The sequence below is a fragment of the Pseudomonas sp. 2822-15 genome, from assembly GCF_002742515.1.
GTDB lineage: Bacteria > Pseudomonadota > Gammaproteobacteria > Pseudomonadales > Pseudomonadaceae > Aquipseudomonas > Aquipseudomonas salomonii.
Genome location: NZ_LJRY01000183.1, coordinates 53417 through 78856, shown reverse-complemented (window position 1 = coordinate 78856; position 25440 = coordinate 53417). Strand labels below are relative to the sequence as shown.

22 protein-coding genes are annotated in these 25440 nt (G+C 61.1%); 6 read left to right on the top strand and 16 right to left on the bottom strand.

Features of this window, described 5'->3' with window-relative positions; genetic code table 11:
• Positions 1-5 precede the first annotated feature (5 nt).
• Genes AOA59_RS12485 through AOA59_RS12475 form a run of 3 tightly spaced genes read right to left on the bottom strand, consistent with a single transcriptional unit; the run spans position 6 to position 5205 of the window.
• Positions 6-3059, bottom strand: a complete 3054-nt coding sequence (locus tag AOA59_RS12485) for an efflux RND transporter permease subunit (protein WP_065930866.1) — start codon at positions 3057-3059, stop codon at positions 6-8.
• Positions 3056-4126, bottom strand: coding sequence for an efflux RND transporter periplasmic adaptor subunit (locus tag AOA59_RS12480; RefSeq protein ID WP_099487627.1), 1071 nt, complete (start codon positions 4124-4126; stop codon positions 3056-3058). The genes AOA59_RS12485 and AOA59_RS12480 overlap by 4 nt, the downstream gene beginning before the upstream one ends.
• The gene (locus tag AOA59_RS12475; RefSeq protein ID WP_099487625.1) at positions 4123-5205 is read right to left on the bottom strand and encodes an efflux RND transporter periplasmic adaptor subunit; all 1083 of its coding nucleotides are present in this window, start codon (positions 5203-5205) and stop codon (positions 4123-4125) included. The genes AOA59_RS12480 and AOA59_RS12475 overlap by 4 nt, the downstream gene beginning before the upstream one ends.
• Positions 5206-5325: 120 nt before the next feature.
• Here AOA59_RS12475 and AOA59_RS12470 point away from each other — a divergent pair, with 120 nt between their 5' ends.
• The gene (locus tag AOA59_RS12470) at positions 5326-6486 is read left to right on the top strand and encodes an AAA family ATPase (RefSeq protein ID WP_099487623.1); all 1161 of its coding nucleotides are present in this window, start codon (positions 5326-5328) and stop codon (positions 6484-6486) included.
• 63 nt (positions 6487-6549) lie between these two features.
• On the opposite strand, the gene AOA59_RS12465 is transcribed toward AOA59_RS12470, so the two are convergent.
• From AOA59_RS12465 to AOA59_RS12410, 11 genes are all read right to left on the bottom strand, one after another.
• Entirely contained in the window at positions 6550-7401 is an 852-nt protein-coding gene (locus tag AOA59_RS12465) for a transporter substrate-binding domain-containing protein (RefSeq protein ID WP_056858162.1), read from the bottom strand.
• Positions 7398-8174 (bottom strand): amino acid ABC transporter ATP-binding protein, encoded by a 777-nt coding sequence (locus AOA59_RS12460; RefSeq protein WP_099487621.1) that lies wholly within the window; start codon positions 8172-8174, stop codon positions 7398-7400. Before AOA59_RS12460 ends, AOA59_RS12465 begins: the two co-directional genes overlap by 4 nt.
• Entirely contained in the window at positions 8171-8830 is a 660-nt protein-coding gene (locus AOA59_RS12455; RefSeq protein ID WP_099487619.1) for an amino acid ABC transporter permease, read from the bottom strand. Before AOA59_RS12455 ends, AOA59_RS12460 begins: the two co-directional genes overlap by 4 nt.
• Positions 8811-9476: an amino acid ABC transporter permease gene (locus tag AOA59_RS12450; RefSeq protein WP_058422589.1), complete on the bottom strand. Its 666-nt coding sequence runs from the start codon at positions 9474-9476 to the stop codon at positions 8811-8813. Before AOA59_RS12450 ends, AOA59_RS12455 begins: the two co-directional genes overlap by 20 nt.
• A 475-nt stretch (positions 9477-9951) precedes the next feature.
• Positions 9952-10734: a MetQ/NlpA family ABC transporter substrate-binding protein gene (locus tag AOA59_RS12445; RefSeq protein WP_099487617.1), complete on the bottom strand. Its 783-nt coding sequence runs from the start codon at positions 10732-10734 to the stop codon at positions 9952-9954.
• Positions 10735-10858: 124 nt separating this feature from the next.
• Positions 10859-11797, bottom strand: a complete 939-nt coding sequence (locus AOA59_RS12440; RefSeq protein WP_069786395.1) for a sigma 54-interacting transcriptional regulator — start codon at positions 11795-11797, stop codon at positions 10859-10861.
• A 48-nt stretch (positions 11798-11845) separates the two neighbouring features.
• Positions 11846-12427 (bottom strand): alpha/beta hydrolase, encoded by a 582-nt coding sequence (locus AOA59_RS12435; RefSeq protein WP_065930873.1) that lies wholly within the window; start codon positions 12425-12427, stop codon positions 11846-11848.
• A gap of 236 nt (positions 12428-12663) precedes the next feature.
• A complete protein-coding gene (locus AOA59_RS12430) occupies positions 12664-13065 on the bottom strand; it encodes a biopolymer transporter ExbD (RefSeq protein ID WP_017136714.1) in 402 nt (133 codons plus the stop codon).
• Position 13066: 1 nt separating this feature from the next.
• Positions 13067-13786, bottom strand: coding sequence for a MotA/TolQ/ExbB proton channel family protein (locus tag AOA59_RS12425; protein WP_371919067.1), 720 nt, complete (start codon positions 13784-13786; stop codon positions 13067-13069).
• Between the two features lie 54 nt (positions 13787-13840).
• A complete protein-coding gene (locus AOA59_RS12420; protein ID WP_099487615.1) occupies positions 13841-14659 on the bottom strand; it encodes an energy transducer TonB in 819 nt (272 codons plus the stop codon).
• A 395-nt stretch (positions 14660-15054) separates the two neighbouring features.
• Positions 15055-15906 (bottom strand): LysR family transcriptional regulator, encoded by an 852-nt coding sequence (locus AOA59_RS12410; RefSeq protein WP_099487613.1) that lies wholly within the window; start codon positions 15904-15906, stop codon positions 15055-15057.
• Between the two features lie 109 nt (positions 15907-16015).
• Between AOA59_RS12410 and AOA59_RS12405 the strand changes: the two genes are divergently transcribed.
• Positions 16016-17215, top strand: coding sequence for a CynX/NimT family MFS transporter (locus AOA59_RS12405; RefSeq protein WP_099487611.1), 1200 nt, complete (start codon positions 16016-16018; stop codon positions 17213-17215).
• Here AOA59_RS12405 and AOA59_RS12400 read toward each other — a convergent pair.
• Positions 17186-19501, bottom strand: a complete 2316-nt coding sequence (locus AOA59_RS12400; protein WP_099487609.1) for a TonB-dependent receptor — start codon at positions 19499-19501, stop codon at positions 17186-17188. The two genes, AOA59_RS12405 and AOA59_RS12400, sit on opposite strands and share 30 nt — an antisense overlap.
• A 155-nt stretch (positions 19502-19656) precedes the next feature.
• On the opposite strand from AOA59_RS12400, the gene AOA59_RS12395 reads away from it, so the two are divergent.
• The 3 genes from AOA59_RS12395 to AOA59_RS12385 all read left to right on the top strand — a co-directional run bounded on the left by AOA59_RS12395 (position 19657) and on the right by AOA59_RS12385 (position 23239).
• A complete protein-coding gene (locus AOA59_RS12395) occupies positions 19657-20601 on the top strand; it encodes a LysR family transcriptional regulator (protein ID WP_099487607.1) in 945 nt (314 codons plus the stop codon).
• A gap of 398 nt (positions 20602-20999) precedes the next feature.
• Entirely contained in the window at positions 21000-21479 is a 480-nt protein-coding gene (locus AOA59_RS12390; RefSeq protein WP_099487606.1) for an HIT family protein, read from the top strand.
• A gap of 152 nt (positions 21480-21631) precedes the next feature.
• Positions 21632-23239, top strand: coding sequence for an alkaline phosphatase family protein (locus AOA59_RS12385; protein ID WP_099487605.1), 1608 nt, complete (start codon positions 21632-21634; stop codon positions 23237-23239).
• Between the two features lie 138 nt (positions 23240-23377).
• Here the strand turns inward: AOA59_RS12385 and AOA59_RS12380 are convergent, their stop codons facing one another.
• Positions 23378-24283, bottom strand: a complete 906-nt coding sequence (locus AOA59_RS12380; protein WP_099487603.1) for a TauD/TfdA family dioxygenase — start codon at positions 24281-24283, stop codon at positions 23378-23380.
• 181 nt (positions 24284-24464) lie between these two features.
• On the opposite strand from AOA59_RS12380, the gene AOA59_RS12375 reads away from it, so the two are divergent.
• Positions 24465-25385 (top strand): LysR family transcriptional regulator, encoded by a 921-nt coding sequence (locus AOA59_RS12375; RefSeq protein ID WP_017136706.1) that lies wholly within the window; start codon positions 24465-24467, stop codon positions 25383-25385.
• The last annotated feature ends 55 nt before the right edge of the window (positions 25386-25440 follow it).

Genomic DNA, 25440 nt, shown 5'->3' with positions numbered 1-25440 from the left:
GATGGTCAGGCTTGTTCTTTTTTCGGCTCGCGAATCTTGTACCAAGCCACGTACAGCGCCGGCAAAAACAGCAGCGTCAGCAAGGTCGCAATGATGATCCCGCCAATCATCGCGTAGGCCATCGGCCCCCAGAACACTTCACGCGCAATCGGGATCATGCCCAGGCTGGCCGCCGCGGCAGTGAGCAGGATCGGCCGGCGCCGGTGCTCGGTGGCTTCCACCACCGCGTCCCACGGTGTGTAACCGGCCACTTCATATTCGTGGATCTGCGTCACCAGAATCACCGAGTTGCGGATGATGATGCCGATCAGCGCCAGAATCCCGAGGATCGCCACAAAGCCCATGGGCGTGCCGGTGGGAATCAGCGCCAGCACCACGCCGATAAGGCCCAGCGGCGCGACACTGGCCACCAGGAACATCTTCTGCACGCTGTGCAGCTGGATCATAAGGAAGGTCGCCATCAGGAACAGCATCAGCGGCACCACCTTGGCGATCGGGCCTTGGGCCTTGCCGCTTTCTTCGACGGTGCCGCCGGTGGCCACCTTGTAACCCACCGGCAACCCGGCGCTGAATTTATCGATGGTCGGCGCCAGCTGCTTCACCAGGTCCGTGGGCTGCATCTCGTCACGCACCGAGGCCTTGATGGTGATCGTCGGCTTGCGGTCGCGACGCCACACCAGCGGCTGCTCCAGCTCATAACGCACGGTGGCGAAGGCCAGCAGCGGAATCGAGGTGCCATTGGGTGTGACGATCTGCAGGTTCTGCAAGGTTTCCGGGGTGCCACGCTCGGCATCCTCGGCGCGGCCGACCACATTGATCAGATAGATATCGTCATGTACCTGGGTCACCGAGGCGCCGCTGACCACGCTGTTCATCAACTGCGCCACGTCTTCCGACGACAGCCCGAGTTGGCGCGCCTTGTCCTGGGCAATGTCCACGCGCAGCACTTTACCCGGCTCGTTCCAGTCGTAGATGATCTCGCCCAGGTGGGTGTTTTGATCCAGCAACGTTGCCAGTTCGATAGCGTGTTTGCGCACCTGGTCGATGTCTTTACCCGACACGCGATACTGAATCGGCCGCCCCACCGGCGGGCCCATTTCCAGCGGCTGCACATAACTGCCGATGCCGACAAAATCATCGCGCAGGCGTTTTTGCAGGCGCGCAATCAAGGCGCCGCGCTCTTCCAGGCCCTTGCTCACGATGACCAGCTGCGCGTAGTAGGGGTTTTCCAGTTGCTGGTCGAGGGGCAGGTAGAAACGAATCGCGCCCTGGCCAATGTAGGTGCTCCAGCGCGCAATGTCCGGGTCGTCCTTGATGATCGCTTCGAGGCGGTCGACGGCCTTGCGCGTTTCGTTGATCGAGGCGTTTTGCGGCAGGTTGAGGTCGACGAGGATTTCCGGGCGGTCCGAGGACGGGAAAAACTGGTTCTGCACAAACTGCATGGAGAACACCGAGGCCACAAACAGGCCCACGGTAATGCCGATGGCCCACCAGCGGTTGCGCATGGCCCAGAGCATGCCGCCATTGAAGGCGCGGCCGATGCGCCCAGGCTCAGCGTCGTGCGGTTTCACGTTGGCGCTGAGGATATGCACGCCGATCACCGGCGCAAACAGCACCGCCACCACCCACGACACCAACATCGCCACGGCAATTACTGCGAACAGGGTAAAGGTGTACTCACCCGCCGAACTGGCGTTGAGGCCAATCGGCACGAAACCGGCGACGGTCACCAGCGTACCGGTGAGCATCGGGAAGGCTGTGGAGGTGTAGGCGTAAGTCGCCGCCTGCTCCTTGGTTTCGCCTTTTTCCAGGCGCGTGATCATCATCTCCACGGTGATCATCGCATCGTCCACCAACAGGCCGAGGGCAATAATCAAGGCGCCCAATGACACGCGCTGCATGGTGATGCCGCTGTATTCCATGAACACGAACACCAGCGCCAGCACCAGTGGAATCGAGCACGCCACCACCAGGCCGGCACGCATGCCGAGGCTGATAAAGCTCACCACCAACACGATGATCACCGCTTCAAACAAAGCGCTGGTAAAGCCGCCGACGGCTTCTTCCACCACTTCGGCCTGGTCGGAAACCTTATGCACGCCGACGCCTACCGGCAAGTCGGCGGTCAGTTCGTCCATGCGCGTGTGCAGCGCCTTGCCGAACGACTGGATATTGCCGCCCTTCTGCATGGCAATGGCCAAGCCGATCGCCGGCTTGCCATTGAAGCGGAACATCGGCCGCGCCGGGTCGACGTAGCCACGGCTGATATCGGCAATGTCCGCCAGCCGATAGAAGCGGTCATTGAGCCGCAGGTTGACGTTGGCCAGGTCTTTTTCCGAAGCGAATTGCCCGGACGTACGCACGGAAATCCGCTCCGGCCCGGCCTCGATCACCCCGGCGGGGGTCACGGCGTTCTGTGATTGCAGGCTTTGCACCACTTGGCGCTGATCAATGCCCAGCGCCGCGAGTTTGCGCGTGGAGAAGTTCAGGTAAATCACTTCGTCCTGCTGGCCGATCATCTCGACCTTGCCCAGCCCCGGCACCGAACGGATCTCGGCGCGCACTTGCTCTACATAGTCGCGCAGTTGGCGCATCGACAGGCCGTCGCCGGTGAAGGCGTAGACCGAGCCGAACACGTCACCGAACTCATCGTTGAATGACGGCCCCTGCAAACCCTGGGGGAAGGTGCCGCGAATATCGTCGATCTTCTTGCGCACCTGGTACCAGATCTCCGGGATGGCCTTGGCGCTGGTGGTGTCCTTGAGGAACACGAATACTGTGGATTCACCCGGCCGCGTGTAGCTTTTCACGTAGTCGAGGGAGTCGAGTTCTTCGAGTTTTTTCTCGATACGGTCAGTGACTTGCTTGAGGGTTTCTTCCTGGGTCGCGCCCGGCCAGCGGGTCTGGATCACCATGGTCTTGATGGTGAACGACGGGTCTTCCTCGCGGCCCAGGTTCATGTAGGAGAACACGCCCATCAGCAGCGCGACGAACATCAGGTACCAGACGAAGGACTGATGCTTGAGGGCCCAGTCGGATAAGTTGAAGCTCCCTTTCATCGCGGGCTGTCCTCGTCGATTTTGACTTTTTGCCCGGGTTTCAGGCTGTTCACGCCAGCGGTGACGATGCGTTCGCCGGGTTTGACGCCGCCGTTGAGCAAGGCGCTGTTGGCATCGCGGCTGATCACCGTGATGTCACGTGGCTGCACGGTCTGGCTTTGAGTGTCGAGTAGCCAGATGCGGGACTTGCCGTCGACTTCCTGCAAGGCGGTCAACGGCACTTCGATACGCGGTGCGATGGCGCTGCTCAAGGTCACGCTGATGGCCGTGCCAAGGCGAAACGCAGGTGGCGTTTCGGCCAGGGTCAGGCGCGCGCGGCGGGTGCGTGTGGCGCTTTGGGCCTGGGGTTCGATCTCGCGCACGATGGCGGTGGTGTTGACGCTCGGGTCGAGCTGCCCGGCGACCAGGAATACCACGTCCGGCGGCAGGCGCTCGGCGAGCCCGGCGGGCAGGTCGATCACCGCTTCCTTGATGTCCGGGCGCGCCAGCGTGACCACTTGCTGGCCGGCGCTGACCACTTGGCCGGCCTCGGCATTCCAGGCGGTGACGATCCCGGCGTGGTCGGTACGCAGTTCGGCGTAGTTGAGTTGGTCTTTAGCCTGGTTGACCGAGGCTTTGGCTTGGTCAAGGGTCGCCCGGGTAGTTTTCAGGTCGGTCTGGGCCACATCCAGCTGGGCCTGGGCACCGACGCCGCGATTGAACAGTTCCTGCTGGCGCCGGGCGTTGGCCTGGGCATTGATGAACTGCGCCTGCACGCGGGCCAGGTCGCCTTGGGCGGCGCGCAACTGGTTCTGCTGGTCGGTGGGGTCAAGCACGGCGAGCAAGGCGCCCTTCTCCACTTCGGCGCCGACATCCACGGCACGGCGGGCGATACGGCCGGGCACGCGGAAACCCAGGTTGCTTTCGTAGCGGGCCTGGATGGTGCCGGCGAAACGGCCGAGGTTTTCCTGATCTTCAGCTTTCACTTCCATGGACAGCACCGGGCGTACGGGCTCGGGCGGCGTTTCCTCTTTGGAGCAGGCGACCAGCAACAGGCTGGCGGCAAGCAATGCCGTCAGGCGCTTCATGGCTGGACTCCTTGCTGGGCGATCTCGACCAACATGCCGGGGTGCAGCAACTGCCCGCCGGCCACCACGACTTTTTCGCCGCCTTTAAGGCCGTCGCCAATAATCACTTTGCCGGTCAAGTAGCGCGCTACCGTGACTTTGTGCAGTTGCGCCTTGCCGTCGCCGTCAATCAGCCACACGGCGGGTTCGTTGAGGTCTTTGGTCAGCGCCGACCACGGCAGTTCCACACTGGCCTTGGCCGGGCCATTGGCCGTGGCGCTGACCACTGAGCCCAACTGCATGCCTTTAGGCAGCGATTGCAGGGCAATTTTCACTTGCACGGTGCCGGTATTGGCCGCCACGGCGGGCGTGACTTCGCGAACTTTACCCACGGCCTTGATGCTCGGGTTATCCAGCAGGCTCACGGTGATCGGCGCATCGGGCGGCGGCTCCACCAGCAAGGATTCATAAACGTTGAACACGGCATCGCGCTCGCCATCGGTGGCCAGGCTGAAAATCGGCACGGTGGCCTGCACCACCTGGCCGACTTCAGCCTGGCGCGCCGTGATCACGCCTGGGGCATCAGCGACCAGCGCGGTGTAGCCGAGTTGTTCGCGGGCATTGGCCAACTGCGCCTGGGCAGCGGACAGGGCACTTTGGCTGCTACGTAGCGCGGCTTGAGCGGCATCGTATTCGCTGCGACTGGTGTACCCCTTGGGCAAGAGCTTTTCCTGGCGCACAAAGGCCGCAGCGGTCTGCTTGACCCGCGCCTGCTCGGCCACGACCTGGGCCTGGGCGGAGTCGACGTTGGTCTGCAAATCCTTGGGGTCGAGCTTGGCCAGCACTTGCCTGGCGGTTACGCGGTCGCCCACGTCGACCATGCGCTGGATGATTTTGCCACCCACGCGAAAGGACAAGTCGGTTTGCACGCGAGCCTGGATATCGCCGGTCAGGGTCACGGCGGCGGCAAAATCCGCGGGCTGCACGGCCTGCACAAACACCCGCGAATGTTCCTTGGGTTCGGCCTTTTCCTGGCCACAGCCGCTCAGCAGCGTCAGCAGGCCAAGTCCGAAAATACAGGTGTAAATACGACCGCCCATGCAGGCTCCTTTTGCGTGACGCGATGTGACAGTGAGTATGCGACTGTGAGCTTAGATCAGGGTTCCTTATCTGCATGGAGCATCCCATACTCCAAGGGTTCCCACGCCGACTAAATACACATGCTCAAAACCCTCGCGGTGGCCAACTACCGCTCGATCAATAAATTGGTGGTGCCGCTGGGCCGGTTGAACCTGGTCACCGGCCCCAATGGCAGCGGCAAGTCCAACCTGTACCGCGCTTTGCGCTTGCTGGCCGAAACCGCCCAGGGCGGAGTGATCAACGCGCTGGCCCGTGAAGGCGGGCTGGATTCGACCTTCTGGGCCGGGCCGGAAACCATCAGCCGAAGCATGCGCAGCGGTGAGGTGGCGGTGGAGCCTGTCGTGCGCCAAGGCGTCAGGCGCTTGCGCCTGGGGTTTGCCGGAGAGGATTTCAGCTACGCGATTTCCTTGGGGCTGCCGGAAAAAACCTCGTCGTATTTCTCCCTGGACCCGGAAGTGAAAAAGGAATGCATCTGGGCCGGGCACATCTACCGCCCGGCCAGCCTGCTGGTGCAGCGCTCCGGGCCGATGGTGCGCGCCCGTGACGGCCGCGCCTGGGACGTACTGGCCCAGCACACGCCCAACTATCACAGCCTGTTCGATCAGGTCGGCAGCCTGCGCAGCTCGCCGGAGGTGTTGCTGCTGCGCGAAAGCATCCGTGGCTGGCGTTTTTATGATCATTTTCGCAGCGATGTGGACGCCCCCGTGCGCCAGCCGCAACTGGGCACGCGCACGCCAGTGTTGCATCACGACGGTCGCGATTTGGCGGCGGCATTGCAGACCATCCGCGAAATCGGCGACCCCGAAGCGTTGCGGCGCGCCGTCAGTGACGCGTTCCCCGGCGCACGGCTGAATATCGAGCCGTTGCAAGGTGGGCGTTTTGCGATTGAGTTTTATCAGGAAGGTTTGCTGCGGCCATTGTCGGCAGCGGAATTGTCAGACGGCACGTTGCGCTACCTGCTGCTGATCGCGGCGCTGCTGACGCCACGGCCGCCGACCATGATGGTGCTGAACGAGCCGGAAACCAGCCTGCACCCGGATTTATTGCCGGCGTTGGCGCGTTTGATTATCCAGGCCTCGAAGCAGTGCCAGGTGTGGGTGGTGTCCCATGCCAGCCGCTTGATTGCGGCGTTGCAGCAGGATGAAGAATGCAATTGTATCGTGCTGGAGAAGGTTCTGGGGCAGACTCAGATTGTGGGCCAGGGGGTTCTGGATGCGCCGGCTTGGCATTGGCCTGAGTAGAGATAAAGATCGTTCCCACGCTCTGCGTGGGAACGATCATCACGCAGAGCGTGGGAACGATCATCAGCCCTGCCACTTACCGCCTTCAACAATCACACTCTCAGGCTTGGTGTCATCGCTCAGCTCTTTACGCACATACTGGTCATACAGCTTGAGCAAAAACTTCTCCTCGCCCAACTTCGCCAGCTCCGCGTTTACCCAGTCGCGCAGTTCGATGTTGCCCTTCTTCACCGCCGGCGCAATCGGCGCTTCATCACCGAGTTTCTCTTCCAGCACGCGGTAGCCAGGGTTCTGCTTGGCCCAGCTGAACAGCACCAGGTTGTCTTGCGCGTAGGCATCGCCACGGCCGGCCGACAGGGCTTGCAGTGACTCGGAGTTTTTCTCGAACTTGAGCAGTTTCCAGTCCGGGTGGTTCTTGGTCAGCCAGATATCGGCGGTGGTGCCGGTGGTGACGATGGTAGTGCGGGTCGCCAGGTCATCCAGGCTTTTCACCGCGCTGTCATTCGGCACCAGCGCCTGTACCGCAACTTTGAGGTTGGGGTTGGTGAAGTCCACCGCTTCCTTGCGCTCCGGCGTCACGGTCATGTTGGCGAGGATCAGGTCGACCTTGTCGCTTTGCAGGAACGGAATACGGCTGGCCGGTTCCACCGCAACGAACTCAACCTTGTTTTCATCGCCCAGCAGGTCCTTGGCGAATTGGCGGCCGATGTCGGTATCAAACCCCACATAACGGCCCGCTTCGTTGACGAAACCAAAGGGTGGCTTGTCGGTAAACACGCCGACGATCAGCTTGTCCCGCGCTTTGATCTTGTCGATGTAGCTGGCAGCCGCGACGGGTTTGGCAGGCTCTTCGGCTTTTTTATCGCAGCCGGCCAGTAAGGCAACGGCAAACAGTGGCAGCAGTAGTTTTTTCATATCAGCTCCAATTCCTTGGTTTTCTTGGGCAGTGTTGAAACAAAGGAGAACTTCTCGAGGAACTGCTGCGCGCGTGCGGTTTGCGGGTTCGTAAAGAATGCCTCGGGGGTGTTGTGTTCGAGGATGCGACCGGCCTCCATGAACACCACGCGGTCAGCGACGGCGCGGGCGAAGGCCATTTCGTGGGTGACGATCAACAGGGTCATGCCATCGCGGGCCAGGCCCTGGATCACTTCCAGCACTTCCTTGACCATCTCCGGGTCGAGGGCGGCGGTGACTTCATCAAACAGCATGACCTGCGGGTTCATGCACAGCGAACGGACGATGGCGATGCGTTGCTGCTGGCCGCCGGACAGCTGGCGCGGGAAGGCATCGCGTTTGTCGGCGAGCCCCACGCGCGCCAGCAGTTTCTCTGCTTGCTCACGGGCTTCACGCGGGTCGCGTTTTTGCACTTTCAGCGGGCCGAGCAGGATGTTGTCGAGCACGCTCATGTGCGGGAACAGGTGGTAGCTCTGGAACACCATGCCCAAGTCCTGGCGCACCTGGCGCCAGTCGGTGTTTTTGTCCAATAGTTCCTTGCCGGCAAATCGCAGGCTGCCGCTGTGGGCAACTTCCAGCCCATTAAGGCAGCGCAGCAAGGTGCTTTTGCCGCAGCCGCTGGGGCCGAGGATCACCACCACTTCGCCGCTCTGCACGCTCAAGTCGATGCCCTTGAGCACCTGCGTCTCGCCGAAAAATTTGTTGAAACCCTGGAACTCGATCAATGCGCTCATGCGTTGGCCCAACGCCGTTCCAGCACCTTGGAGGCGGCCGACAACGGGTAGCAGATAAAAAAGAAAAACAGGAACAGCACGCCGTAGATCAGTACCGACTCGTAGGTGCGTTCGATGATTTGCTGGCCGACCTTGATCACATCCACCACGCCGATCAGCACCGCCAGGGAGCTGGTCTTGATGATCCGCGTGTAGACGTTGATGGTCGGCGGCGTCATGCGTTTCAGGGCCTGGGGCAGCAATACGTAGCCGTACAGTTGCGGGTCGGATAAACCAATCGACAGCCCCGCCTCGCGCTGGCCACGTGGCAGCGAATGCAGCGCGCCGCGTACCACCTCGCCGACCTCGCTGGCGCCCCAGAGCGACAGCACCAGCACCGCGCACCAGAAGCTTGGAATGCTCAGGCCAAAGAAAATCGGCAGCCCGAAAAACAGCAGGTACAACCACACCAGCACCGGGATCGCGCGAAACAGCTCCAGGTACACCCGCAGCACCGCGTTGATCACCTTGTTATTCAAGGTGCGCAGCACGCCATACAACACGCCGCCGACCGTGCTGAAGGCGATGCTCAAAAAAGAAATCGACAGGGTTTGCGCCGCGCCCCTGCCCAGTTGCGGCAGCGACACCCACAACAACTCAAGACCCGAACTGGCCATGCTGGAGCCTCCTTTCCAGGCGGCTGAGCAACAGCGACAGCGGCAAGAATAGCAGCACGCAGATCAGCGTCAGCACGGCGAGCATTTCGTAGGTCTTGTAGTAGAGCGCGATGTAGCTCTTGGTGGTGTAGAGAATCTCCGGCACCGCCACCGCGGACACCACGGTGGTCTCTTTGAGCAAAAAGATGAAATTGGCGAACAGCGCCGGCAGGCTGAGGATGCCGGCCTGGGGCAGGATCACATGGCGCAGCAGTTGCCAGTCCGACAGGCCGATGGACTTGCCCGACTCGATCTGCGCCAACGGCACCGCTTCCACCCCGGCGCGCAGCACTTCGGTGAGGTAGGCGCCGCCGAGGAAGGTCATGGTGATGATCGCCGCCCAGAACCCGGAGATATTGAAACCCAGGGCCGGCAGTGCGAAGTACACGAAGAACAGCTGGATCAGCAGCGGCGTGTTACGCGCCAGCTCCACATACAGCGCCACCAGGCGTGACAGGTAGGGCGTGCGAAATACCAGCAGCGCCGCGTTGATCACCGCCACCAGCAACGAGGTGGCAATGGCGATCAAGCCCACTTGCAGTGTGACCCCCACAGCTTTTAGAAACGCCGGCAAGGTGCTGAGGATAAAAGCAAAATCGAAGGTCATCTTGAGTCCATGACGCCGCAGGGGTAATGCGGCGGGCGCTGTCCGTTCCGACGAGGGTAACGTCGGGTAGCGCGAACTTTAAAGGCATAAAAAGTAAAATTTAAATACCGAAATAGCATATTGATATCACCCAAAAAGATAACCGGCGGATTCGCGGGTTTGGTGGGTGACGGCTATGGTTGCTGGGTCTGTGTTTCGAGGGAATGACTGATGAACGAAGCGAAACCGATTGATCCGCAGGAGTTGGTGAAGTGGCTGGTGGCGTTGCGGCGGGCGATCAATAGCCGCGAGCTCTGAGCCACTGCCCTGATCGTTCCCACGCTCTGCGTGGTAATGCAGCGCGGGACGCTCTGCGTCCGCTCGTGACGCGGAGCGTCACAGGAGGCATTCCCACGCGGAGCGTGGGAACGATCAAAAAAACGCCGACGCTGCAGTAGCCGTCGGCGTTCAAACCTTGAAGGGGGTTTTATTTACATCAGAACGCAGGCACTACCGCGCCGTTGTACTTCTTCTCGATAAAGGCTTTGACTTCCGGGCTGGTCAGGGCTTTGGCCAGTTTCTGGATCGCATCGCTGTCCTTGTTGTCCGGGCGGGCCACCAGGAAGTTCACGTACGGCGACTTGGCGTCTTCGATGATCAGTGCGTCCTTGGCTGGGTTCAGGCCGGCTTCCAGGGCGTAGTTGGTGTTGATCACGTCCAGGTCAACCTGGTCCAGCACGCGTGGCAGCAGCGCCGATTCCAGCTCTTTGAATTTCAGGTTTTTCGGGTTGCTGGCGATGTCTTTCGGCGTAGCCAGTGCATTGGTCGGGTCTTTGAGCGTAATCAGACCGTTCTTTTGCAGCAGCAACAGGGCACGGCCGGCGTTGGAGCCTTCATTCGGGATGGCCACGGTGGCGCCATCTTTGAGTTCAGAAATATTCTTGACCTTTTTCGAGTAACCGCCGATGGGCTCAACGTGCACACCAATCACGGTGACCAGGTTGGTGCCCTTGCCCTTGTTGAAGTTTTCCAGGTACGGCAGGGTCTGGAAGTAGTTGGCGTCCAGACGTTTCTCGGCAACCTGGGTGTTGGGCTGTACGTAGTCAGTGAAGACTTTGATTTCCAGATCCACGCCTTCTTTAGCCAGGGTCGGCTTGACCAACTCAAGGATCTCCGCGTGCGGGATCGGGGTAGCCGCTACCACCAGTTTCTCGTTGGCCTGGGCGAAGCTTGCAGTCAGGGCAGCCGCCAGTGCGGTAAACAACAGAACCTTTTTCATGCAGTGTCCTTATCGAAATTCCGGGGCGTCTCTGACGACCGTTTTTATGGTGTGCCAGCGAAGTGCTATCGCGGCGTGGGGTGGACAATACCTATATTTTTTATTCCCGAACAATATCTTTTATTCACGTTGATATTCCATTTTGCTCATGTTGCGGCTGTTCATTTAGAAAGCTGAGCAAGGTTTGCTGTTCGGCGGCGCTGGCACTCGCGAAGATCCGCCGCAGTTGTTCCAACGGCGAACCGGCGGCGGGCAGGTTCAAATGCTCGGGCAAAATCTCATCGCCACTGCTTACCAACAGCGCAAAGTGAATAACGTTTTCCAGCTCGCGGGTATTGCCCGGCCAGCTGTGATGCTCGAGCACACGCTGGGCGGCATCACTGATCAGCGGCACCGGCAAGTCCAGGCGCTGGCTGTAGATGCCGAGGAAATATTCCGCCAGGGACAAAATGTCGCCCACCCGCTCGCGCAGGGCCGGCAGGTCGAGTTGGCCTTCGCTCAGGTAATGGAACAGGCGTTCATGAAACTTGCCGGCGGCCACGGCCTGGGCCAAGTCGATGCTGGTGGCGGCGACCAGGCGCACATCCACCGGGCTAGGCTGATGAGCGCCGACACGGGTGACTTCATGGTTTTCCAGGGCGGCGAGCAATTTCACCTGGATCGGCAGCGGCAAGTCGCCGATCTCGTCCAGGTACAGGGTGCCGCCATTGGCCGAGCCAAACCAGCCGGCGCGGCTGCTGGCCGCGCCGCTGTGGCTGCCGGCGGCATAACCGAACAATTCGGCGTCGGCGTAGGTGGGGCTGATGGCACCGCAATTGACCGACACAAACAAACCCGTGCGATCGCTGCCCCGGTGAATATGCCGCGCGAGCAGCTCTTTACCACTGCCGGTCTCGCCGCGAATCAACACCGGCAATGCACGCGGCGCGAGGCTTTCCAGCTCTTCACGCAGCTGACGTGAACGCGGGTCGACAAACACCAGCGCCTTGGCGCGGATACTCAGCGGGCTTTTTTCAGCATCGGGAAAGGTCAGCAACGGCTGGCCAAAGGTGTCATGACTCATGGCAGGCTCCCGCCCCAAATCCGCTCAGGGACGGGGCGTTGAAAAAATTTATGCACGGCGCCGGGCGTGATGCTCAAGGCGGTTTTGCAAGCGATAGAGGTAGGCGAAACCCTGTTCCCAGCGTTGGTGACCGGACTTCACGTTGATATGCCCGGCACCGGACAAAATGCCGGCCTCGGCGCCCCAGTTGCGGGCCAGCTCCAAGGCGCGGGTGGCGCTGACGGCGCTGTCATTGTCGGAGCTGACCACTTGGCTGGGAAACGGCAGCAGGTGCGTGGGAATCGGTGCAAAGTTACGCAGGGCGGGGGCACAGGCTGGGCGTTCGACATCGGCCGGCGCCACCAGCAAGGCGCCGCGCACCTGCCGCAGAAAATTCACCGGCGCCGTCGCGGCCCAGTGGGCCACGGTGATGCAACCCAGGCTATGGGCAATGAGAATCACCGGCGTGCTGTCGGCGGCGATGGCCTCGGCCAGTGCAGCTACCCAATCTTCGCGACGGGGAGTAAGCCAATCGGCCTGCTCTACGCGCGCACTGTTGGGCAGGCTGTTCTGCCAATGACTTTGCCAATGATCTTCTGGCGATCCTTGCCAGCCCGGCACGATCAGATAACGAATCGACTCGCTGTGCATGGGTGTGCCCTCCTGCAGCGTTTAACGTTGCTGGTCAGTATAGGGACGAGGGTTATATTCGTTAAGGAATAAGAAGCTATTTATTAATAACCAAAATATCAATCGCACGATACTTAAAAATGTGGGAGCTGGACCCTGTTGCACATCGAGACTCGTGTCAGAGCTTAAATTGCAGGCAAAAAAAAGGCCGCACCCTGCCAAGGAGACGGCCAAAAAATTGTCGAGGCTTTTGAAACTTAACGTGCAGTAATCACCGACAGCTTGGTAATGCCTGCGCGCTCGATAGACGCCATGGCTCGCGCCACTTCGCCGTAATTCACACCATCATCGGCCTGCAGCTGCACCCGCACTTCCGGGTCTTTGGCCTTGGCCGCCTGCAGGTTGAATTCCAGCAGGTCGGGCTGGATTTCGTCCTTGTTGATAAACAATTTGCCGGCACCGTCGATGCTCACCACCAGCGGGTCTTTCTGTTCCACCGGGGCTACGGCCTGGGTCTTGGGCAGGTTGATCGGGATCGAATTGGTCAACAACGGCGCGGTGACGATAAACACCACCAGCAGCACCAGCATCACGTCCACCAGCGGCGTCACGTTGATCTCGCTCAGCACCTCATCACTGTCTTGCGTGGAGAAGGCCATATCAGGATGCCTCCTTCACTTTTTGCGGGTTGCCGGCCGTGGCTTTGCTCAAGCTCGGGTGCAGCAGCACACGGAAGGCATTCTTCTGCGCCAGGCTGTAGAAATCGTGGGCGAAGTCATCCAGGTCCGCCGCCGTGAGCTTCAGGCGACGCAGGAAGTAGTTGTAGACCAGCACCGCCGGCACGGCGACGGCGATACCGACACCGGTGGCGACCAGGGCTGCACCAATCGGGCCGGCCACGGTTTCCAGGCTGGCCGAGCCGGCAGCGCTGATGCCCTTGAGGGCTTCCATGATGCCCCACACGGTGCCGAACAGGCCGATAAACGGCGAGGTGCTGCCGATACTGGCAACCACGGCCAGGCCGGTTTCCAGAGAGCGGCGCTCACGCACAATCTGCTGGCGCAAGGCGCGTTCAAGGCGGTCCTGGTGATTGATGGCCTGGCTCAAGTCTGCCGCGTGCGGGGCATCACCGACCTGGATCGCGGCATAACCGGCCTGGGCCACACGGGCAGCGGCGCCGGGCTGGGTTTCGGCCAATTCGGCGGCGCCATCGAGGCTCGACGCCGCCCAGAACTGTTTGTGAAACTTGCGATCCTGCGCCTTGAGGCGCCCGAACTGCACGCCCTTCAACAACGCCAGGCCCCAGGTGGCGACCGAAAAAACCACCAGCAGCCAGATCACCGCGCTTTCGATGGATTCAAGTGGAGATGCTAATGCCATGATGTTTCCCCTCTGTGCAGGTGGCGGCGTGTCCAACACACCGCTGCCGAATAGTTAGTGAATCTTGAAATCGATCGGGACGCTGACCCAGCCGTCCTGAGCCACATCGCCCTGCTTGGCCGGCACGAAGCTCCAGCGCTTCACGGCGGCCAGTGCGGCGTCGTCGAGTTGCTGGCGACCGCTGCTTTTCTGGACCTGAATCTCGCCCGGCTTGCCGCTGGCCAACACATGCACGCGCAACAACACCGTGCCTTCCCAGCCACGGCGTTGGGCCAGTGACGGGTACTCCGGCGCCGGGTTCTTCAGGTACGCAGCGTTGGCCGAAGCCGGTGTCACCGGTGCAGGTGGCGGCGACGGTGGTGGTGCGGGCGCCGGAGGCGCGGGTATCGGTGGCGCGGGCGGTTGCTCGACCGCTTTCGGCACGGGCTTGGGTGCTGGTTTCGGTACCGGCTTTGGTTTGGGTTTTGGAACAGGTTTTGGCGGTGCAGGCTTGGCGGCCAACTCATCGATAACCGGCGGCGGTGGCTCAACCACAGGTGGCGGCGGTGGTGGCGGTACAGGCGCAGGCGGCTCCACCACCGGCGGCGCGGGCCGGGAAAATTCGATGGTCATCGGCGGGATTTCCGGCGGCACAATCGGCAGCACCGGCGTGGGCTTCTGGCTCACCCAATAGATCACCGCGCCGTGCAGGGCCAGCACCAGCAACCCGAGCAAAATCCCTTCGCGACGGCTCGAAAAACGCTTAGGGGTTTTCTGCAAACGCGATTGCCCCAACGGCGCGCGGTGCGGCCGGCCAAGGTCGACCAACTCACCACCCGGTGCCTGGCGCCACTGCGCCTCGGGTGCACTGGCGGCGGTCTGGACATTGCCCATTGATTCACTCCCTACGGTTTTCACACAAAAAACCGACAGGCCTGCCAACGCGGCCGTCGAGGGCTGAATCATCGGGGCTAGACGCTTATCTCTTAAAGTAATCTTTAAAGTTATACATAGATCTAAATTGAATAAACAAACATCCTGAAACGCCAAGGCCACGTTGGCCGTGGCCTGTGGCGAAGGGGTTGTTTTTGAATGCTTTAAAGGCATAAAAAATATTCAGTAAACGCATGGATTGTGGCGAGCGGGCTTGCCCCGCGCTGGGCTGCGCAGCGGCCCCTCTAAGGCAAAACGCGGCGCGCCAGGCATAGCGTGTTGGCAGGTTTTGGGTCTGCTACGCAGCCCAACGCGGGGCAAGCCCGCTCGCCACAAAAAAACATACGTCGAACGCTTCAAGATGGATCGTTGGCGCATAAATCGAGCAATTGCCGCTGCAACGTTTGCCCCGCTGCCCCCAACCCACTGCGGCCATACAGCGCCAGGCGCACGCCCTGCACCATCGGCAGACCACTGTCATCGCCGAGCACCACATGCCCAGGCTGCACCACCCGCCGTGGCAACAAGCTGATGCCCAGCCCCGCCGCCACCGCCGAACACACGCTGGCCAAACTGGCGCTGGAATAGCCGATACGCCAACGGCAGCCGCCGACTTCCAGGTGGTGGAGCATTTCATTGCGGTACAAACCGCCTACCGGAAACGCCACCAGGGGCAGCGGGTCGCGCCCCAGGGACGGCATGTCGCGGCTGTCGACCCAGCACAAGGGTTCCGGCCACGAGGCCACGCAGTCCTCGCTGTCGCCCATCTGCTTGACCAGCAACACGTCGAACTCGCCGGCACGGTATTGGCGCTGCAACTCGGGGCCCAGGCCGCTGGTCACCTCAAGACGCACCCGCGGATAGGCCACCACGAAGGCCGACAGCAGCGGCATCAGGCGCTCGGCGGCAAAGTCCTCCGGCACACCCAGGCGCAGTACCCCGTCGCTTTGCTGGTTGATCAACACATCGGCGGCTTCTTCATGCAACGCGAGGATGCGCCGCGCGTAGGCCAGCAAACGCTCGCCCTCCGCCGTGGCCACCACGCGGCGCTGGTCACGGTCGAGCAACTGGCACGCCACCGTGTCTTCCAGACGGCGGATCTGCTGGCTGACGGTGGATTGGGTCAAGTGCAGGCGCTCGGCGGCGCGGGTGAAATTGCCGCAATCCACCACGGCGACAAAACTGCGCAATAACACAGGATCAAACATGCTCGTCACCATTGCGTTTGCCACTGATTGGCATGGTTATATTTAATTTCAGAATACTCTGGCGGCTGGGCATACTTCACGCCTCTTTTGCGCAGACGACAGGCCGTGCATGACGCTCAACCATTCATTCGCGGGAAAACTCGCCGGCTGGGGCCTTTTGGTCGTACTGGGCCTGAACCTGCGCCCCATCCTCAGCTCTATCAGCCCCTTGCTCGGCGAGATCCGCCAAGCCACCGGCCTGAGTTTCCAAAGCAGCGCCCTGCTCACCAGCCTGCCGGTGGTGTGCATGGGCCTGGTGGCGCTGGTCGGTGTGCGCGTGGAAGCGCGCCTGGGCGAACGACGCGGCATCGCATTGGGCCTGATGATGATTCTGCTGGCCTGCCTGGCGCGCTGGTTGATGGGCCAGGCGTCGGCGCTGCTGGTTACCGCGTTGCTGGGCGGCGCCGGTGTGGCGTTGATCCAGGCGTTGGTGCCGGCGATGATCAAGCGCGAATTTCATCACCGCGTGCCGGTGGCGATGGGTGTGTACTCGGCCTCGTTGATGGCGGGCGGTGGCCTGGCGGCGTTGCTCAGCCCGCTGGTGGCTACGCATTTTCAGCAATGGCAGGCGGGGCTTGGCGTTTGGCTGTTACCTGCGCTGGGGGCATTGCTGCTGTGGGCCTGGCTGCCGTTGGGCGCGGCGAGAAACCTGCAAATCGCGCCGCCATTCAAGGGGCTGCGCAATCGTCGGGCCTGGCTGCTGGCGTTGTATTTCGGGCTGGTGAATTGCGGCTACATGAGCATGGTGGCGTGGCTGCCGGCCTACTATCAGCAACTCGGCTGGGGCGTGTTGCCCAGCGGTTCGTTGCTGGCGTTCATGACCATTTTCCAGGTGATCGCCGCGCTGCTGATGCCGGTGCTGGCTCAGCGCGGTATCGACCGTCGCCCGCTGCTCGGCATCAGCCTGTTGGCACAGACTGTCGGCTACCTCGGCCTGATCCTCGCACCGCTGGAGTACCCGCACCTGTGGGTAGCCTTGTGCGGTTTTGGTCTGGGCGCGTGTTTCGCCCTGAGCCTGCTGCTGACCCTCGACCACCACCGCGACCCACGCCAAGCCGGGCAACTGGCGGCCTTCGTGCAGGGCGTGGGCTTTTTGATCAACGCGGTTTCACCCTGGCTGACCGGCTGGCTGCGCGAACTCACCGGCAACTTTGTCAGCGCCTGGGTGGTGCTGACGGTCACGGTGCTGGCGATGCTGGCGGTGACGCGGGTGTTCAGCCCGGCCACCTACCGCACTGGCTCAGAAGTCGTAGCGGCCCGTCACGCCTAGGGTGCGCGGCGTGCCCAGCAAGCCTTCGTAGCCGCCGTTGCCGCCGGTCCACAGGGTGGTGTAGTAGGTTTTGTCGAAGGCGTTTTTCAGCCACAACGACACATCCCACTGCCCTTGCTGGTAGTTGCCGCGCAGGCCGGTAGAGAGGTTGACCACCGCGTAGGCCGGAATCTGCCCATAGTCGGAATCCTCCACCGTGCCCACCGCTTTGGAGCGAAATGCGTAGCTGGCGGTCACGTAGGGTTCGAAGCCGTTATCCAGGTTCCACTTGTACTCGCCGTTGGCGTTGGCGATCCACTTGGACGCGCCCACCACTTGGTGGCCGCTCAGGTCGCAGGAGGCCGGCGCACCCGGGCGCAAGCTGACTTCCGGTGGGCACGGCGCATCTTTGTAAGACAGGTAACTCACATCGTTGAACGAGCCATTGATATTCAACGTCAGGCCCCGGATCGGCACCAGCGTGCTTTCCACTTCCACGCCGCGCGAGCGCACGGAACCTGCGTTGGTCAGGTATTGCACGCGGTTTTCCTGGTCGTAGGCGTTGGTCTGGTAGCCGTTGACCTGGGTCCAGAACAGGTTGGCATTGAGTTGCAGGCGGCGGTCCCACAGCGTGCTTTTAAACCCCAACTCGGCGTTGTTGGCGCGCTCGGTGCCCACCAGCAGCGAATCCGCCCCGGCCGTCGGCGCAGAGCCCACCACCAAATTGACCCCGCCGGACTTCTCGCCATGGGACAACGTGGCGTAGCCAAGCAGGTTGTCGTTGAAGTGATAGCTCAGGTTGAGCAACCCCGACGGCGTGGCACTGTACTGGTTGAGATCGCCGGAGTCATACGCGCCGGTGCGCCCACGCCGCGCCGTGGCAGCGGCGCCGGTGACCGCAGCGCCACCCACGGGCGCATTGCGGCTGACCCAGGCGCTTTTTTCTTCGTAAGTGCCGCGCACACCGGCGGTGAAATCCAGGCGCTCGGTGAGGTGCCAGGTGCCCTGGGCGAACAGGGCAAAGCTGTCGGTGCGAATATGCCCGTTGCCGACGGTGCTCACATCATTCAAGGCGCCGGTTGGCGTGCCATTCCAGATATCCGCCTTGGGCCCGTAATAGGCGAAGGATTTGTTATCCAGCGAGTTGCCGAAGTAGTAGGCGCCCAGCACATAGTCGAAGAAACCACCGGTAGGTGACGCCAGGCGGAATTCCTGGGACCACTGCTTATCTTCCACCGACACACCGGCGTTATACGACGCCGGCACGTTGAGGCCGTCGTCATTGCGCGGGGTGAAATTCCACCAGCGATAGGCGCTGACCGAGGTCAGGATGAAGTCACTCGGCAACGTCCAGTTGGCCTCCAATGAAGTGCCGCCCTGGAACACGGTGACATGCTGGTCGCTGTCCAGATTGACCTTGCGATGGGTGCCGTCCACCAATGTCGCGCCTGCGGCGGCCGCGCGGGATTGGTAGAGGTTGGTGCCATTGATGGTCGGCCCGGTGCTGTACAGCACGCGGGTGCCGGCGCTGGAGTCTTCTTCGTTGTAGTCGCCGATCCAGCGCAGGTTGAAGGTGTCGCTGGGCTTGTACAGCAACTGCCCGCGAAAGCCCTGGCGTGAGCCGCCGTTAAGGTCATGGCCGTCGTATTCGTTCTTGATGTCGCCATCGCTGCGTGTGCGATAGGCGGAAAAACGCCCCGCCAACTCGTCGGTGAGCGGGCCGGAAATCGTGCCCTTGGTCTGGAAATAACCGTCCTCGCCCAACGAGGTTTCAATGCTGCGCTCCGGCGTAAAACTCGGCGCGCGCGTGCTGATATTGATCACGCCCGCCGTGGTGTTCTTGCCGAACAAGGTGCCTTGCGGCCCGCGCAAAACTTCAAGCTGCTCGATGTCCATCAAGTCGAACACCGCCATGCCCGGCCGCCCAAGGTACACGTTGTCGATATACAGCCCCACGCTGCCTTCCAGGCCGTCGCTGGCCGGGTTGTTGCCCAACCCGCGAATCGACACGCTGGACTGGCGCGCATGCATGTAAGCGACGTTGACGCTGGGCACCAGTTGCTGCAAGTCCTGAATGCGGTAGACCCGCTGGCTCTCCAGCGCCTGGCCGCCGATGACGCTCATGGGCGTGGGCACTGCCTGGGCGCTTTCGGTGCGCCGCCGGGCGGTCACAGTGACGGTCTCAAGCTGGCCGCTGGCGTTTTCGCCCTTACCGGCAGGCGCAGGCGTTTCGGCGGCCTGGGTCGGCGACCAACTGGTGCTGCCGGCCACCAACATGGCCAGGGGCAAGGACTTCAACAGACTCATAAGCGGCTCCGAAACCCGGAAATATCCATCAACAGATATTCCAAAAGGTTATTTATTTATGTTTTATCGAACATTTACTGCATAAGAGATAGCCTTTATAAGGAGTCGACCTAATGCATAGCCAATGCATTTCCCGGATATTTTTGATGTGAAAAATGCATATCGACTTACGCCAACTTCGCCACTTCATTGCCCTAGCCGAACAACGCAGTTTTGTCGCGGCGGCGCTGGCCGTGAACCTGTCGCAGTCGGCGTTCAGTCGCAGCATCCAGGCGCTGGAACACAGTGCCGGTTGCCAACTGGTAGACCGTGGCCGCAAAGACCTGGCGCCGACCAAGCAAGGCCAGGTGTTGCTCGAACATGCACGGCGCCTGGTCAGTGGCGCGCAGGCGCTGGCCAACGAGATCAGCCAGTTCAATGGCCTGGAAGCCGGTGAACTGCGCTTCGGCTGCGGCCCGGCGCCCGCTGCCGGGTTGATCCCGCGTGCCATCGGCAGTTTTATCGGGCGCTACCCCAAGGCCCGCGTGCAGTTCCAGGTGGATGACTGGCAAAGTTTGAGCAAGCGTCTGCTCAGCGAAGAGTTCGAGTTTTTCGTCGCCGACACCCGCCACTTCGAAGCCAACCCGGACTACCACACCCACCGCCTGCGCGCGCGGCGCTGGTACTTCTGCTGCCGCGCCGGGCACCCGCTGGCCGAGCGCGAAAGCGTCAGCGCCGCCGAGCTGATGAGCTACCCGCTGGCGGTGACGATTCGCCCGCCGAACCTGCGCAAAGTCATCGTCGACCTCAGCGGCCGGCCGGATTACCTGCCCAATGTGGAGTGTGAAAACGGCTACAGCCTGATGGGTGTGGTGTTGCGTTCGGATGCGATCGGCATCGTCAGCGCCAACAGCGATGTGCTGCACATGGCCCGGAGTGAGTTGGTGTGCTTGAAGATTGATGGGCTGGCTGAGGACTTGGAAGAGCGCTATACGCGCTACGGGATTGTCAGTCGGGCGGGGTATCGGTTGTCGCCGTTGGCAGAGGCGATGATTGAGCAGATCAAGCAGATCGATGAGACAGACGAGGATGCTTACGCGTTGGAAAATATTGCGGTTTAAACGGAACAATCGAGCTCGATTTCCCCCCCAAGCAAAAGCCTCAAAAAATATAGAATCCATGCCAGCAACAAAAAATTAATAAAGAATAAATAAACACCTAACAACTCATTCATATCCTTTTTAATCACTAAATACCGAGTAATTCCTCAAGCTGAAAGACGGTATTCGACGCTCAGCCCGAATAGCACCACACCCTGGCTGAGACTCCCTCAGTCAATCATGCCGAGCTTTGGCCCGTTAAATTTCAATATTGCTGCGCTTATGGCCTCCGGAATAATAACGTCCATCGCGTCCAATCTCTTCGGCGAACAACGATCGCATTATATTGAGTGGGATGCCGCCCAGTGGCCTTTGGGATATAGCACCCACTATTTTGATGACAATCAGGCAGGTGTTTAATGGACTGTATTTTCTGCAGCATTGCCCGCGGGGCTGCTCCCACTCATCTCCTATGGGAAGATCAGACCCACATGGCGTTTCTCTCCATATTTCCCAACACACCGGGGTTCAGTGTCGTTATACCCAAAGCCCATCACGGCAGCTATGCGTTTGCCGAGTCCGACAGAGTGCTTTGCGACTTGGTCATCGCGGCCAAAAAAACTGCGAATCTTTTGGACCAAGCGCTGGAAGGTGTGGCGAGAACGGGAATGATTCTGGAGGGTTATGGCGTCGATCACCTGCACGCCAAATTATTCCCAATGCACGGAACCGGGGAAAACAGCGCCTTCAAAAAAATCAGCTCGAACCTGGACAAGTATTTTGAGCGTTATGAAGGCTATATCTCCTCCCATGACGCAGCCCGGGCAGACGATAATGGGCTGGCAGAACTGGCTGTTCATATCAGATCTTTCGCCGGACAAGGCAGCTCCCATACTTGAAACGCATTCCCCTGTGGGAGCTGGCTTGCTCGCGAAGGCGCCAGAAGCAACACCCATGCATTCCCTGCATAAAACCCAGTCCTCAAATGCACTTGCCAGCCCACCACCCGAACAGCGAAAACCTTCACCTTTCCTCTGTCCGGTGAAGCCCCATGTCCCAACCCAACCCCGTGCGCAATGTGCTCTACATCATGTGCGATCAACTGCGCCGCGATTACCTGTCGTGCTACGGCCACGCGCATTTGCAAACGCCAAATATCGACCGCCTCGCCGCTGCCGGCGTGCGCTTCAGCCGCGCCTACACCCAGGGCACCATTTGCGGGCCGTCGCGGATGTCGGCGTACACCGGGCGCTATGTCAGCAGCCATCAGGTGGCCTGGAACGCGGTGCCGCTGCCCTTGGAAGAGCTGACCATCGGCGACTACCTGCGCCCCCATGGCATCCGCACCGCGCTGGTGGGCAAGACCCACGCCACGCCAAACCTGGAGGCCTTGCAGCGCCTGAATATCGACCCTGAAAGCCCGCAGGCGGAGCCCTTCAATGAGGTGGGTTTCGACGCGTATCTACGCCATGACGGCATCTACCCCGACAGCCCGCTGTTCGCGGAAAAACGCGAGTCCGCGCCCTACACCCAGTACCTGCGCGAGCACGGCTACGACGGCACCAACCCTTGGCATGAATGGGCCAACGCCGCCGCCGGTGAAAACGGTGAGGTACTCAGCGGCTGGCATATGCGCAACGCCGGGCTGCCGTCGCGGGTAACCGAGCAGCATTCGGAGACCGTCTACACCACCGACCGCGCCATCGACTTTATCGCTGAACAAGGCGAGCAGCCGTGGTGTTTGCACCTGTCATACATCAAGCCGCACTGGCCCTACATTGCCCCGGCGCCGTATCACGCGCTGTATGGCGCCGCGCATATCCAGGCGCCGATTCAGCCTGCGCACACCAGCGATCATCCGGTTTACCAGGCTTTTCGTCAGCATCAGGAAAGCGTGAATTTTTCCCGCGATGAAGTGCGGCTCACGGTGATCCCGACCTACATGGGCCTGATCAAACAAGTCGATGATCAACTCGGGCGGCTGTTCGATGTTCTGCAAAGCAACGGCCGCTGGGACGACACGCTGATCGTGTTCACCAGCGACCATGGCGACTTCCTCGGTGACCACTTCCTGGGCGAAAAAGAGTTTCTGCTGGAGCCTGCGGTGGGCATTCCGCTGATCGTGCGCGACCCGCGTGCCAGTGCCGATATCAGCCGTGGCACGGTGGATGAGCGCCTGGTGGAAACCATCGACGCCCTGCCAACGTTCCTCGATGCCCTGGGCTTGCCTGCCGCAGACCATCGCCTGGAAGGCCGCTCGCTGATCCCGCTGCTGCACGGCGAACCGATCAGCTGGCGCAATTACGCCATCGCTGAATACGACTATGCCTTCCAGGCCCCGGCGCGCGAGCGTTTGGCGCAGCCCATCGACCGTTGCCGCATGACCATGGTGCGCAGTGAGCGTTGGAAATACCTGGCCTATGACGGTTTTCGTCCACAGTTGTTTGACCTGCAGAATGACCCGCAGGAGTTACACGACCTGGGCGCCGACCCGGCCTATGCGGCGGTGCGCGAGACGCACTTGGGGTATTTGTTCGAATGGCTGCGTGGGTTGAAGCGGCGTACGACCATCAGTCATGCGGAGGTTGATTCGCGTGGCCAATGGTTCCGGTACGGTGAGCCGGAAGCGGAAAAGGTGGTAAAAATCGGCGTCTGGTAAACACACAAAAAACTAATGTGGGAGCTGGCTTGTCGAATCGTCGCACCGCTGCGATGCAGACACCTCGGTGTATCAGTCACACCGAGGCGATGCTATCGCAGGCAAGCCAGCTCCCACATTGTTTAATCTCCAACCGGTTTAGAGACCTTTGGTGGTCTGGCTGCGCTGCCCTTGCACACCCACCGGCACATCGCCCTTGAGCGTCACCCGACGCACGATGCGCTCCTGGGTGCCGTAATCGTCCACCGCGTAATGCTGAGTCGCGCGGTTGTCCCAGATCGCCACGTCGCCGGTGTTCCAGCGCCAGCGCACGGTGTTTTCCAGGCGGGTGACGTGGCCTTGCAGCAGGTTGAACAGCTGCGCTGATTCGGTCTGTGAATAGCCTTTGAGGCGTTTGACGAAGTGGCCCAGCAGCAAGGTTTTTTCGCCGCTGACCGGGTGTACACGCACCACTGGGTGCTCGGTTTCATACACGGTGGAGGTAAAAATTTTGCGGTATTCCTCGAGCTTTTCCAGCGACACATCCGGCTTGCGCCCGGCGTAGTCGTACTCGTTGCTGTGCACGGCCCACAGCTTGTCGGCGAGTGCGCGCAGGTCGGCGCTGAGGTCGTTGTAGGCGGCGGCCGTATTGGCCCACACCGTGTCGCCACCAGACGTTGGTGCCAGCACCGACCGCAGGATCGAGGCTTTCGGGTAGGCATCAACAAAGGTCACGTCGGTGTGCCAGGAATTGGCGCGCTGGCCACGGGCACCGTCCAGCTCCAACAGGAAGCGCGTGCCGTCGCGCACCGGCACCGTCGGGTGTGCGATCGGCTCGCCGAGCAGGTGCGCGAAGGCTTCCTGGCTCTGGTCATCGAGGTGGGTTTGCTCGCGGAAGAAGATCACTTTGTACTGCACCAGCGCTTGCTGGATGGCCTCGACGGTGGCGGCATCCAGGCCACCGGAGAGTTTGATGCCACGGATCTCGGCGCCGATGCGGCCGGCCACCGGGTGGATGTCGAGCGCCTGGGCGACGGGTTGAACAGCTAATGCGGCGTTGCTCATTGTGATGACCCTCATGTGCCTGCTGATGATGGGATGCTTTCCTGCAACGCTCTATTCATATGCAATTTAGATCTAGCAAATGAATCAATGCTTCGTTGACGGAATAAGAGCTTGCATTTAAAACCTCAGCTCCCACGGTCGCAAATGCCTTCGACCTATTTTTCAAATGCCGGGAAAGCATATGGATCTTCGCCAACTTCGGTACTTCATCGCCCTCAACGAACACCGCAGTTTCGTGCGCGCAGCCGACGCCATGGGCATCACCCAACCGGCGTTCAGCCGCAGCATCCAGGGGCTGGAACAGGAGTTCGGCTGCGTGCTGGTCGACCGTGGCCACAAGGACTTGCGCCCCACGCCAGAGGGCCAGGTGGTGCTGCAACATGCCTTGACCCTGGTGCACGGCGCCGCGCTGCTGAGCAGTGAAGTTACGCGCATGACCAAGCTCGACGCCGGCGACCTGCGCTTCGGTTGCGGCCCGGCGCCAGCGGTAAAACTGGTGCCGGACGCAGTGGCGCGTTTTATCGGCGCGCACCCGAAAATCCGCACCAGTTTCCAGGTGGATAACTGGGAGAAACTCAGCCGCGCCTTGAGCCGCGAAGAGATCGAATTTTTTATCGCCGACATCCGCCAGTTCGAGGCCGACCCGAACTTCCAGACCCGCGCATTGACGCCCAAGCGCGGCGTGTTTTTCTGCCGCCCAGGGCACCCGTTGCTGGCCAAGGACAGCCTGTCGACCAACGACATGTTCGACTACCCGCTGGCCTCGCCGCTGATCTCCCAGGGCATTCGCAAACTGCTGGCGAACCTGAGTGGGCGCATGGATTTTTCACCCAGCATTCAGACTGAACACTTCCCGGCGCTGGTAAAAATCGTGCTGCAATCGAATGCCATCGGTGTGGGCACCGAGGAAGCCTTTGCCGAGGACATCGCACAGGGTTCGCTGGTGCTGCTGCACTGGCGCAACCTGCCGCAGAACATGGAGACCATGAGCGCGCGCTGCGGGATTGTCAGCCGCACGGGGTCGAGGTTGTCGCCGGCGGCGAAGGCGATGATTGAGACGCTGGTTGAGGTCGATAGGCAGGAGGTGAGTGTGGCGGTTTGATGGGCCTCTTCGCAGGCAAGCCAGCTCCCACAGTTGGAATGCATTACCCTGTGGG